This window comes from Indibacter alkaliphilus LW1 (genome assembly GCF_000295935.2).
GTDB classification, from domain to species: domain Bacteria; phylum Bacteroidota; class Bacteroidia; order Cytophagales; family Cyclobacteriaceae; genus Indibacter; species Indibacter alkaliphilus.
This window is the reverse complement of record NZ_ALWO02000030.1, coordinates 24,243-38,574: the sequence shown is the minus strand read 5'-3', so window position 1 is coordinate 38,574 and position 14,332 is coordinate 24,243. Positions and strand designations below refer to the sequence as shown.

Here is a 14,332-nt window from a genome sequence, read left to right as displayed (position 1 = left end):
TTCATTAGAAGTTTCGTGGAGAAAGTGACCTTACCCTTCGTGCCGGTAACAAATAACCTATGGAAATATCATGGGTTGTAAAAGACCTCACATTAAACCCTGTAATGTTATGATCATAGGCATACCCCACCCTTAAACCGTCTGTCACAAAAATTTCTATAAGCCCTACTATCCCTGTACTGTTTTTCAGATTTTCAGACAAAGATCTTCCTGCATAATCTAAAGCTGTCCTATAAGAAGCGCCAACCCAAAATTTATCAACAAACACAAAAGATGCATTAAGGTCCAGTCTAGAGGGCGTCCGAAAATCATCCATGAACATAAATGAAGGTCGGAAGGCAATATCACTGTTGACATCGATCCACATTCCAGCAGATAAATTCATGTGGTTTCTGGGTTCAGCCATTACCTCTCCATTATCAAAGTCCAGGATTGGAGTCAACAAATTGTCAAAGGCTATACCGGCAAAATATTTGTCATCATAATAAAATACACCTGCTTTTAAATCCGGGTAAGCAATCTGGTTTCTTGCACCCGGTACCGTGGGGTCATTTACATCACCAGGCGTGAGAAGGTTACCATCTATCAATGAGCTCACATATCCTACCCCAAGGCCAAAACTCAGATACCCCGTTTCTGTCAGTCTCAAATGGTACGACAATTTTGCATAAATAGAATTATTCCTCATCGCTCCCAACCTATCTGTCATACCTACAATCCCAACACCAATATTTTGATCAGGCAAAAACCCATCTGCGGCTATAGCTATGGTTTCAGGACTTCCGGTTACTCCTGCCCATTGTTTTCTATAATAGGTCTGTACATAAAGCTGTTCTTTGTAACCTGCATAAGCAGGATTGATGAATATAGGATTGAACATGTACTGACTAAACTGAGGAACCTGTTGTCCATATGCATCGGGCAAGAAGATAACGGATATTAATATTATATAAACTAAACCAATCTTTTTCATAATGCTTATCTTAAAATTGTCACATAACCTTTGAATACTTCTTCAGTTCCATCAAGCCTTATTACTGTCAATTGATAGTAGTAAGTACCTTCCAAAAGGTTGCCTCCATCCCATTGATTTGAATAGTTTTCAGAACGGTAAACCTCAACACCCCATCTGTTCACCACCAATAAGCTGTTTGAACTGAAAAACTCCTGAATACCTTTGATTTCCCAGGTATCATTGATTCCATCACCATTTGGTGTGAACACATTTGGAATCTCAAATTCAATTTGAGTATGACTGACAGTTGACGTATTGTCTGTTTCATTGAGATCCAACTCTCTAGAATTCACCCTTGCAGTGTTTGACTTCTCTCCAGGCGTTTCAGCCAAGACATCCATTTCCATTGTCAAGGAAGCCCCAGGTTCAAGAGAGGCTAATTCCCAGGTTAAAACTCTCAAGGTTGCATCGTAACTTACAGAACCTCTTTCAACTCTGGAGTCAAGGTATCTTACTCCTATAGGTAAAAAGTCACTGACTTCAACTTCTGTGGCCTCAGTATCAGAGTTGTTGGAGATCGTAATCCTGTATTGGAATTGGGTTCCGACCCCTACTATGTTTGAAGAGACTTCCTTGATCACTGCCAAGTCAACTTTATTAAGGCTAATAGGGTCTGAATCATCATCTTCATCCTCAAAATTATCACCACTAACCCTGACATTATTTACAATGGAGCCCTCTTCAGCTGTTACCATTGCAGTGAGAATCACTGTTTCTGTTTCACCCGGCATAATCGAATCAAATCTCCAGATAGCCGTCTGACCCTCGATTTCACCACCTCTATTTGCATTTATCGGCATTAACCCAGCTGGAACCTGATCTACTATTTCCACATTAATTGCCGGATGATTGCCTGTATTGGTAACCCTGATAGTAAATTCCACCATATCTCCAGGTGAAGCAAATTCTACATCCGCTGATTTCTCGACTTGAACTGAAGTAAGCTCCTGATCACCCTCTTCCACTTCTACTATTGTTGGATCATTTTCTTTAGGACCTTCAGGATCATCTGGGCTTTCCACTGTCGCGATATTGCTTATGACTGTTCCAGCAGCCAGCGTTTCATCAACCATCACGGTCAATTCAAGCACTACAGATGCACCTAGTTCAATAGTCCCAAGGTTCCAGGTCACTATTCCATTGGAAAGGCTGCCTTCAAGATTTGCTGAAACAAATGAAGTCCCTTCCGGAATAGGATCAGTCACGGTAACATCCGACGCTGATGCAGTACCTCTATTACTTATAGTGATTTGATAGGATAATTCTGCTCCAGCGGCTATAGAAGAAGATCCTGCAATTTTTTCAATAGTCAATAACGCTCTAAGATCATTNTCNACNNTNACNTCCTCAGGATCNGANTCCTTAGGCCCGTCAGGATCCGTNGGACTATCGACCACAGCGNTGTTNCTGATCACTGTACCNTCCTCAAGGTCTTCACCAACTGCCACGATCAGCTCCAGATCAATGCTCTGACCAGGGGTCATNGTGCCAAGGCTCCAGCTTACGGTGCCCCCGTCCTCTGTACCGCCGTTGTCGGCAGACACAAAGGTGGTTCCCGCCGGCAGTACATCGCTCACACTTACATCCTGCGCATCACTCGGACCGTTGTTGGTCACAGAGATCACATAACGCAGGTTGCTTCCTGCCTGGACAAGGGATACATCAGCAGATTTCATAACAGATAGATCTGCCTCGGTCACCACCTCTACATAATCCTCCGGATCAGGATCATTGTCCACAGGTCCGTCAGGATCGTCAGGGCTGTCAGCCACAGCAACGTTTCTGATCATCGTGCCCGCTTCAACATCAGCAGGAACAAACAGTACCAGATTGATCATCACCGATTCACCTGCTCCAAGATCTCCAAGATCCCAGTTGACCGTATTGCCCGTAAGCTCACCGCCGTTGTCAGTGGACACAAACTCCGTAAACTCAGGAAGCTCGTCGGATACGGTCACACCGGTAGCTGTCGCAGTCCCAGTATTGCTTACAGTTATCGTATAATTCAGCTCCGTGCCCGCTACTACTGTAGCAGATCCGGCTGTCTTTTCTATTTCAAGTTTGGCCCTCGCATCATTCTCCACTGTCACGTCCTCAGGATCGGACTCCTTAGGTCCGTCAGGATCCGTAGGACTATCGACCACAGCGGTGTTCCTGATCACCGTGCCGTCCTCAAGGTCTTCACCAACTGCCACGATCAGCTCCAGTTCAATGCTCTGACCAGGGGTCATGGTACCAAGGCTCCAGCTTACGGTGCCCCCGTCCTCTGTACCGCCGTTGTCGGCAGACACAAAGGTGGTTCCCGCCGGCAGTACATCGCTCACACTTACATCCTGCGCATCACTCGGACCGTTGTTGGTCACAGAGATCACATAGCGCAGGTTACTTCCTGCCTGTACAAGGGATACATCGGCAGATTTCATGACAGATAGATCTGCCTCGGTCACCACCTCTACATCATCCTCAGGATCAGGATCATTGTCCACAGGTCCGTCAGGATCGTCCGGGCTATCAGCCACAGCTACGTTCCTGATCATCGTGCCCGCTTCAACATCAGCAGGAACAAACAGTACCAGATTGATCGTCACCGATTCACCTGCTCCAAGATCTCCAAGATCCCAGTTGACCGTATTGCCCGTAAGCTCACCGCCGTTGTCAGTGGACACAAACTCCGTGAACTCAGGAAGTTCGTCACTCACACTCACCGACCCAGCTGTGGCCGTACCCGTGTTGCTGACCGTAATCGTGTAGTTCAGTTCCGTTCCAGCCACAACCGTCGAAGAACCCGCTGTCTTCGTAATCCCCAGGGTAGCTAAATCAGGTTCACAATCCACAAGAGTTATCGTGATTCCAATTCTTTCAAGACTTTCACATCCATTTTCCGGATCAGTCTGGCTTGCAAAGAAAGTGGCACCATCTACCAGTAAAGTATTTATGGAAAGAGGTGTTTGATCAGATTCGCTGGCATACCATTGAATATTTTCACCTTCAATAGCTATTTGGGCCAAAGTAGCATTGTCTGAAGAGCAGAATTCCTGAATCAAAGCCGGAGCAGTAGGTGCCGGGGTAGTGAGAACCTCTACCAAAACAGCAAACCTTTCAATACTTTCACACTCTCCTTCTTCAGTTTGGCTAGCATAATATGTTTCACCACTGACAAGTGGAGTACCCGCTTCCAAAGCTTCCCCTCCTTCTTCAAGATCATACCATTTGATATTTTCACCTGCTATGATAAGGTCAGCAATTGTAGGGTTATCACTTTCGCAGAAAGACTGCTCAGCCTCTCCCGCAGGAGGAGCAGATCCGGTAATTGTAATTTCCAACAACCTTCTGTGGGAATCCAATTCGCAACCAAACCTATCCACTTGGATAAAGACATTAAGGGTTTCACCTCTTTCTAGTGCTGATATACTGGCAAGGTCAATTTCATCACCTCCTTCAGCTTCAGCAAAAAGTCTTATTTCTCCACAATCCCCCTCTTCCAATTCAATCGTTTCACCTTCACAGATTTCCAACTTCCAAATACCATCTTCCTCATCAAAAAATTCTCCTTCTATGCTGACATTCGGAATGGCTTCAATTTCAAAAATCCTGACTTCTTCAAGCACACTGGCTAAGCCACCGTATAAAATCCGGATCCTGTCGAAAGGTACTTCCGATACAAACGATAGTTCCCCAGTAGAATTACCAGTCAACAATCTCAAGCTTAACAAAGAAGAACTTGCATCAATTGGTTCGCCAATAGCTTCATTTCCCAAAAATCTCTGGATAATCAATCCTTCCAGTAAGGACAAGTCCAAAAGCCCTGTTGGAATCCCAAGCGTAACTTTAAGACTGTCCCCTACCAAAATCGGGTAATTGTAAGCAACTTCCAGTTTACTGTAAACATTTACACCAACAGCGTTGGTGATTGAAGCGAAGGTAGTTAGGTCTCCATCAACTGCTCTTTCCGGATTAAACACCCCAGTCAATGAAGTGGCCACATCCAGTGCACCAATCAAGGAAACAAAACCGGTCTGCAGTTCCCGCACAACAGGTTCGCAGACAGGAGCATCCACACTGGCGATATTGGTATAAGCACCGTAGACCCGTACCACCTGATCAAAGTTCAAGATAGGGACTAAAGAAACCTTAACAGCATCAAATGAAACCGGCTGTCCGGAGAAATCTGTAGGGACAAAAGTGAAATTGAATTCATTTAAACCGTTCAATACTGATACCAGATTTACATCAGCAAATGTTCTATTACCAACTGGCTGACCATTATCAAACGGTTGGATATAGATGCCTGCAGCTAATTGCGCTGTACCTGCATATTCTCTACCTAGTTTTACGGTGACTGTGTTGCCAGCAGGCTGTTGAATATTCCATTTCAGAAATTGTGCGGTCTCACCTGTTAATCCAAGTAAAGTAGTCCCTACCGTTTCTTCCAATAGAGAAAAGGTAGACAAATCCCCATCTGCAGCATTGTTGGGATTAGTGACCGTTCCAAGTTGGATACCCAACAGGCTACTTGTAGTAAACTCAGTACCATCATTCGCAAACCCAGGCGAAAGCACCAAGGGACAATCTTCGAAATCCTGCACATTTACCGTTATGTCAAGGAAATTGGTACAATTATCACCTGTAGCAGAAACGCGGTATACATAAACACCTGGACTGTTAAAAGGTCCTGCTATACCACCTCCCTGGAAGGGTGCCCCATCCAAGGGAGTAATCTCGGTATCAACTTCCGATTCATCTTCATTGAAAGCCACTGCCTCTGGAAGCTGTAATGATTCTCCAACCGGAAGGGTAAATACCTGAGAGCCGAGAATTGCTATTTGCGGATTATTGTCAACTTCTATGGTGACCGGAACTCTTGAAGATTCAACCGGACAGCCATCTCTTGAAGTTCCCGCATAATATACTGACCTCTGGGAAACATTACCGATATTAAATGTATTTCCCGTTTCCAAAATTTCACCACCTATAGGTTGGGCATACCAGTGTACAGTTTCATCAGCCTGACTTACTACGCTTATGGTTACATCATCCGTGGCACACACCACCAAATTAGCATCTTCCGGATTTTCATAAGTCGGTCTGCCTGGAGTCTGAAAGACTTCATGAATCCTAAGCGATTCGTTCGTCCCTACACTTAATACCCCATTAACTATTATTTCAAACCTGTCAAAAACTCCACCTGGCTGTATAGGTATGGTCACTACATTCCCATCTGCCAAAAGTCCCAAAAGGTCAATTTGTAACAGGCCAAGAATCTCTGTGTTTAAGGCAGCCAGGTTTTCGTCATAGATTAAATCAGTACCATTATAGGCCCTAAACTGAATGCTTCCAAGCAAAGTAAGGTCAAGGACTCCTTCAGTTCCACTTAAAGTAATTTGGATCTCATCATTTTCTATTGAAGGGCTTCCAAAATCAAAAAACTGGCTAAGACTACCTCCAAGGGACAACAAACCAGGACTAATGGTTGAATAGGTATCAAAATCACCATCAATGGCATTTTCCAAATCATTGACCCCTACATTCCCTATATCAAGCAGATCCAGATTGAGTCCTGAGCCATCAAATGAAGTAAACCATGGACTTCCACAGGTATCTTCGTCTGCCAAGTGAAATGCATTATAAACGTCCAAAGTATATCCAGCAAAAAGACCTACTAGAGAAGTGGCTTCATTGGTTATTCTGATTCTGTTATAATCCGATCCTGGTCTAAGGGCCAAATAAAAATTACCGTCTTTGTCCTGAACAAGCCTGACTGCATCTATAGAAAATCCCTGATTGCTGTTTCTGGACAATACGGTAGTAGTATTATTTCTTGCTTCTACAGTAATTACCTGATTCCCTAAAATAATGGCACCCAAAACCCCCGAAAGGGCATCACCTAAGGAACCTCCAAGTAAGGCATTGAAAAGATTTTCATCTCCATCAATCTGGATATATGAAACACTGCCGGCAGGTCTTGTTTCCGGAAACTGAAGTTCCAAAACTCCTGTAACAGCCCCTGCCCCGATTAACAAACCTGGAGAAGAAACGGATCTGGCAAAACTTCCGGGATCATCATTCAGCGCATTTGAGGCATTGTTTCCGCTATGTGAAAAATTGCTGGAAACAGTGATTTCATTGGCAAGAATCTTTGACTGGCTGTACGTTCTTCCACTTAAAAAACACATAAAAATGAAAAGAAGTACAAAAATTTTAAAATAGGGTAGAAAATATCTCATATAATACTCGTTACATTTAGAATCAAATGTAACAACAAAAGAAGGATTGGCATTTTAGGATATTTTGATTGTTATCCAAATGCAAAATCCTGTTATCCAATATAAGATTTCTGATATTTAAATTTTATAAAAATTTTATATCAATAAACACAATACAATAAGTTGAAAAAAACCTGAAAATACATTTTAAAATTATTCTAAAACAATAGCCAAACTCTTCCTCAATAATCTCAAAAACAAGTACCAAATCCGGATATTAATTTCCCTTTTTATTTTTAAAAGGAGTGAAGCAGTTTGTGATTTTGATCCATTTGCTACTATTTATTGGGATACATGAAAAAGATAGTCCGATATAAAACCTCTATTTAAAAAACAACACTATGCAAAACCTTTAAGGAAAAACCAATATGAAATTTCATTCCAAAAATTAAATCTCGGGTTACTTAAGCATCAATTTCATTAGCTTTGTTAACAATATCTTTTAAGACATTGTCCAATTCTTCAGCAGAGAGTTCCAGTGCATCCAACAGTTCATTTCTTTCTTCCAATTCAATATCCCTATCTGTCTTTAGCATCCATACCAAGCCAAGAATATTCGCTAGCGGAGCCCTTATCCGATGGGATTGAATCCAGGCAATTTCCCTTAAAATCACGTCTTTTTCAGCAACTTTTTTAAAGTACTCATATTCAGAGCTTGTATCTCTAACAGTACCTATTACCCTGTAATTACCTTTTTGGTCATTTATTACTTTTATTGCGTTCAGGCTAAGATATAAATGCTCCCCATTACATTTTTTGAAATTAAAAAATAAAGAAATAGGCTTTCTATTCATACCATAGATCCAGTTTTTGAGTTTTACAAATTCCCAATTTGGATTAGCATCATTGAAAAACCTTTCCAAACCTGTAAATGAATACAATAATTCTATTTTTTCTTCTCCAAATATCTTGAACTCGGTATCATTCCAAGAAATTTCTTTGGTTGAAGGATTAAGCTCGAAAAAAGATTCATTAGAGGCTTCAAGAAAATACTTAAAGTACTTATTGAAAACCATAAGTTTTTGTTTGTACTGAAAAGTCTCTCTGATATCATTTCCTAAAAGTAAAAACAGCTCATTGCCCATTACAACGCCTATTTTATGAACAGACGCCTCAACCGGAATTTCATTACCCTCTTTATTTTTGATCAGCAGCTCTATCAATTCATTCAATTTAGACTGACTCTTTAGCGCTGAATCCAAAGCCAGCCTGGATTTGTCATCCAGCAATTCCCTCAAATTTATCTCCGAAGATATTTCAACTCCTGTGATTGTACTGGTGTATTCATTTTGGAGCAGAACATTAAGATTACTGTCAAAAAGAACCATCACCGATTTCATTTTCTTAAATACTTCTTCAAAAGAAATATGTTCAAAATAATTGAAAAGGTTATATCTGACCATCCCATAGAAAGTAAAAACTGAAATGGTTGTCATGGATGTAGCCGTTATGGCAATGTCTTCGACACCGAACAACGGAAGCAACCACTGTGTAAAAAAACCTACTATAGCAGGTATCAAAACACCGATAAAAACCAGTCTAACTTGTCTGACCCGATTTAACTGTCTTTTTTGCCTTAAACTGTTCTTTATAAAATATCCCATTATAAACAAAGCCGAAAATACTTGGAGAATGATCCAAGCTCTTTTAAATGTGTCAGGTGAACCTGGTCTGGTTACAGGTATATCGGAAAAAAATGGGTGATAACTAAAAGCAACAGGTTCCGGATAATTTATATATAACAGATAAAATATAAATGTTACTCCATAGTTTATTACAAAAAAAAGTCTCCTGTTTTTTAATGGTGACCTGACCAAAAGCACTGTAAAATGTAATAAAAAAGCACCTAAAAAAATCCAGCCAAAGCACAAATAAGAGTCTATCAAAAACTTACTTTCTTCATTGATCCGAAGCCTAATTAAGACTTCCAGAAGTTGCCAGGAAATCAAGCTTCCCAAAAACAATAAAAAGACATTATTCTGATCGTCTTTATGGAATTTTAATAAAATATAAGCACCTAACACCAAATTCAAAAATAAAGGAATCAGTACCAATAAGATGCTTACTACATTTATTTCCATATGTTAATTCTTTAAAAGTTTAATGGTCTTGGTGGAGCTTGGTGATATTAACCGGAGGAGGTAAATCCCTTTGGACAGGTAGCTGAGTTGGTCTAAAACTGTAGCCTGATTATTTAACTTCCCAAAGATTATTACCTCTCCCTGAACAGTAGTTAAGCTGAAATGCTCAAACGCCTTTTCGGAATATTTCGAACTGACGCTGATCTGATCAGTAAAAGGATTAGGAAATACAACTACTTTTAAATCAAGGTCATCTGGCACGAAAACTCTTTGTAAGGCACTGAAATGCTCATGCCCCAAATGGTCTAAATATTTGACCCTGTAATAGTTGTTTCCTATATGGAAATCTGAATCTTTATAATTGTATTTTGAATCGGACACTAAATTCATATCAATGGTTTTCAGTAATTTGAAATCCAATTGATCATCAGCTCTTTCCAAGAATAGCTTTCCATACCTTGCTTCTGTTTTCCACCTCAGCTCTATTTCAAAATGATTTAACATCTGAGCTGAAAAATCGATGACCGGATCAATCGGCAGAATGATGGAAAGGTTTTCAAATGAAACTTCTTTACTTGTATAACAGCCACTGGGTGTCAGGTATTCAACAAAAAAAGTATATGCGTCCTCTCCGTCCTTGTATACTGGGTTATGTATTTCAAAAACTTCTCCATCATCCAGAAAGTACTGAACCCCGTCATCATCTGTGTAGCCATTGATAACCGGTATCAACAAATCTTCATCCCAAAACCATGTAAAATTACCGCCCAACGCTTCCTTGTATGAGGGAATCAACCTAACAACACCGCTACCTTCTTCATAAACAAGATTTCCCCAATCATCAATACTGGCTTCGCCTTGTGGTTCGATTTCTATATTTACCGGACTTGGGTTTTCAAATGCAGAAACGTTAACAAATCCCCTTACAGATTCCTGAAGACACCCCTCTCTTTTAGCACTTACGTAGAGGCCAATACTTTCCTCAACATTCTCAAAATCCAACCATTCTCCGGCTTGGGTGGTACCTAAGTGGTTTCCTCCAAAGGGAGCATCGTACCATTCGAATATCATATCCGGATTATCAGGTGTCAAAATTGAAAGATCCTGTCCAGAACAGATTTCATGAGATAGCGAAAAATCCTCTGATGTTTCTGGGAAACCGTAAGAAACTGAAACATCATGAAGCCTAAAACCGCCTATTGCATTAATTTCTATAAATGACTGATAGGTTACTGACACCCTGTCAAATGGGCTGTCTATTTTTATTGGTATCTGTATATACCCATAGTCACCTAATAGTCCTAATAAATCCAAATCTGCAATGCCCAATAGACCTAACACTTCATAAACATCCAAAGACTCAATGTATACAGACTCCCCTTCCAAAAAGGCCTCAATCTGTACACTTTCCAATGCACTTTGTAACAAACCCACATTTGCCAGTAGATTAGAAAAGCTGAAAGTCAGGTTCAGGTCATCATTCTGGTGGCTAGGCCCTGAAAAATACACGTGTTGAACAAGGTGGGATGTAAGTCCAACTCCAATCAAACCTGATGAGAACTCAGAGAAGGTATCAACATCTCCATCTATGGCTTGTCCAAGGTTCTGATTTGAAGGAAGCAATTGCAAATCCAATCCGGAACTTCCATCAAAGGAGGTGAATTCAGGAGTCACACAATTGGATTCTGAAAAATAAAAGGCATGATATACATCCAGGGTAAACTCTGAACCAAGTCCGGCAAGCGAGCTGGCTGAATTGACGATCCTGACACGGTTAAACTCAGAGGCTGGTGTGATAGCCATGTAAAAATCCCCATTCTTATCAAGCGCTATTTTTGCCCTATCACTTCCAAAATCAGAACTACTGGAAAAGGTTCCTACTACTGAAGTTCCATTCCTCGCTTGCACACTTACTATTTGGTTTCCAAACAATAAGGACCCAGCCAACCCTGCAAGACTTTCACCAAGACTTCCTCCTATTAAAAAGTCCAGAAGGCCATTTTCTTGACCTATGCGGATATAAACTGTACTGTTTGCCGATCTCGTTGAAGGAAATTCAAGTTCAATAACACCTTCGAAATTTCCCAAACCCACCAATAGCCCTGGACTTGCCAACAGTCTTGCAAAATTGGACTCACTTGAAATCGCATGTAAGGGATTATTTACCGTAGGTTTAAAGCAGGGAGCTAAACCCAAAGAACCGCAACCTAGTAAACTTGATTGTGTATTTCCACTAGTATAGGTTACCAGATTTGCATAAACTTTCTCAGCAGTAACCCTTTGAATCGATAAATCGACAAATGATAATAGCAACAAACTGTATTTAAGTAATATTTTTGGTCTAAAAGAAGAAATCATATACCCTCAGCATCTTTGAGCTAAGATATAAATCATCAGATCTAAAAAATACCCAACAAAATAGTAGAAAAACCTCTGAAAATAAAACCCACAAATCAGGCGATAAACTTCATAAAAGGAGATGTTAAATTAGTGTTTTTAGAGGTGAAATTATCTATAATAACAAGAGGTAATTATTTAATACCAGAAATAGGCCATTTGCGAACAAATTTAATATGTTGCAAATTGTATTCTAAACTCTTCGACTAATTAAAAACCTTTAATCAATAATTAAATATTTTTTTTGAAATAAAAAAAGATAAAACATTAAATTACTATTATGAATTTGGTCCCTTTACCCAATTTAGAACTCACCTTAATATGACCATCATGCTGGAAAATAAATTTTTCAACTGCAACTAAACCGAAACCGGTTCCTTTGAAATTCTCAGAATTTTTTGCTCGGTAAAATGGATTAAAAATATTTTCTACTTCGTTTGGAGGAATACCTATACCATAATCTTCAACTTCAAGAATAACCTGTCCGCCATCTTGATAGGACCGAAAATCAAATGGTTTATCCCCTCCATATTTTACTGCATTCTCAATCAGGTTCTCTATAACACTTTCCATCAAAACCGGATCCCAGTTTACTTCGTGATTCAATGGGATATTATTTGAAAGCTTTACCTTATCAGCCAAGTTAAACTTGCCAACAACTTTTTCAATAAATGCTCCGGTTTTGATTTTCTTCTTTTTTATTGAAAAGTTTCCAGACTCCATCAATTCCAGCCTCAAAACTTCATTCACAAGTCTGTTCAGCATATTGACTTCATTTTCTATTTTCAAAATCTTTTTAAAGATTTTGGGTTTAACTTCTGTCGGTTGATCAATGGACTTAGCATAGATATTAAGAATATCCAAACTGGACTTCATGATAGTCAATGGTGTTTTAAACTCATGGGAAACAATAGATAAGAATTGGGATTTGAATGAATTGATATTTTTTTCCTTTTCAAGGGCTTCTTCCAGTTTTTTCTGGTAGTTAACCATATCTGTTGTATCCTTTGCTATTCCCAAAAGCTTCTTGGGTTCTCCATTATCATTTCTGATGATATCCAATGACAAATCCAACCAAATGCTGCTGGATGGATTTTTTATTTCTTCTCTTACTTTGATGATTTTTTTACCTGCAATTGACTTTCTACGTAGAATCCTTTGCACCATGTCATAAATCTTAGAAGAAGCCATCTCTCCTAGGATCACAGAGAAAGCATTAGAGAAAAATTCAACATTATAGTCCTCATCCAATATAAAAATAAGGTCATGTGTATTCTCAAGCGTAGAACTTAACAAAAACTCCTTCTCTGTTTTCAGTCTTTTGAATTCAGAGCTCTCTTCTCTAATCCTGACCACATTGATCAGTGTCTTGTAAAATGAAAGTAAAGGTTCCAGTGTATCAACATCATCCTGTCCAAAGTCATTAACTTTATTAGCCAGACCTATCAGACCCACGACTTCATTTTCATTGAGGATAGGGATGGCCATAAAGTTCTTCAACTTTGGATGTCCCATAATTTCATTATCAATTTTTCTCCCTGAAGGAAAATTATTGATGATTAACACTTCTTTGCTAAGAATGCTATCTTCTATAAAGTTGTCAGGATGCTCAAATAAAAAGCCCTTGTTTTTAAATGAGTTAAACAATTTCTTCGATTTCATTGAGTGATTGGAGAAATCAGAAACAGCATCCAACTTCAGCCTTACTTTATCTGAGATATTTACTCTTCCTATAAAACCCATACTTGCATCTGACTGCCCCAAGATGATTTGAAGCAATTCAGAAAAAGGTTCATCAAATTTCTCAGCTTCTAAAAATTTTTGTTGAATCTTAACCAGTTCATTTAGTAATTTATTCGATCGGGTTAATTTTTTTTCAATCTCGACTATTGGGTTAATATCAATCAGGTTTACAGAAACGCAGCTTAAACCATCTAAAGAAACTTTATGCATTTCAATTTTAAACCATTTGGATTGATTTTCACCCAATTTTAAATGTACTGACTCAGTTAAAAATGTTTCCGAGCCTTTTAACCAATCCAAAATTTTCAAATAACAATCATGGTCCTTGAAGAATTTTGAAATAGGGGGGCAAATTTCTATATCCAATAGTTCGATTGGTATTAAATCTATGATTTTTCTATTGGCAAGTAAAACCTCCTGAAGTTGACTGTCAAAAATCATAAAAGGATTAGGGAATTTATCAAGGTTCATAAGAATTGCTTCCCAAGTTAATGTGTCATTTTCCCTAACATCTTTTAAGAATAAATTTCCTTTGATTTGCCCATTTGAAAAATCTCTCCAGAAAACATCCCTTATTTCTAAAAAATCATTCCCAATTTTAATTAGGCAGTCAGATTTATATTCCTTGCCTTGTTCTATAGAATGTTTTTTTTTTGTTATGGGATGCTTTTTATAATCGAAAAGTGCCGTCTCGAAGCTGTCAATATTCTGAAGGACATTTTTAATTTCTTCTCCAAATACATAAATGAGTCTTCTACTCATTTTTATCAATTCTCCCGACTCAGTATCAAAGGCATAATCCTCGCTGTCAAACTTACTTAGCATGATTTCTT

At 39.3% G+C, this 14,332-nt stretch carries 5 protein-coding genes; all 5 read right to left on the bottom strand.

Translation table 11 applies throughout. From position 1 onward, the window contains the following. Positions 1–4 precede the first annotated feature (4 nt). Positions 5–973, bottom strand: a complete 969-nt coding sequence (locus A33Q_RS08105; protein WP_009036013.1) for a PorP/SprF family type IX secretion system membrane protein — start codon at positions 971–973, stop codon at positions 5–7. Positions 974–978: 5 nt separating this feature from the next. Further along, positions 979–7,188: a DUF7507 domain-containing protein gene (locus A33Q_RS08100; protein ID WP_160169345.1), complete on the bottom strand. Its 6,210-nt coding sequence runs from the start codon at positions 7,186–7,188 to the stop codon at positions 979–981. Between the two features lie 494 nt (positions 7,189–7,682). Beyond that, positions 7,683–9,359, bottom strand: coding sequence for a histidine kinase N-terminal 7TM domain-containing protein (locus A33Q_RS08095; protein ID WP_009036181.1), 1,677 nt, complete (start codon positions 9,357–9,359; stop codon positions 7,683–7,685). 3 nt (positions 9,360–9,362) lie between these two features. Beyond that, positions 9,363–11,672: a T9SS type A sorting domain-containing protein gene (locus A33Q_RS08090; RefSeq protein WP_160169344.1), complete on the bottom strand. Its 2,310-nt coding sequence runs from the start codon at positions 11,670–11,672 to the stop codon at positions 9,363–9,365. Positions 11,673–12,023: 351 nt separating this feature from the next. Next, positions 12,024–14,324 carry a GAF domain-containing sensor histidine kinase gene (locus A33Q_RS08085; protein WP_009036183.1) on the bottom strand — a complete coding sequence of 767 codons (2,301 nt, stop codon included), beginning with the start codon at positions 14,322–14,324 and terminating at the stop codon, positions 12,024–12,026. Positions 14,325–14,332 lie beyond the last annotated feature (8 nt).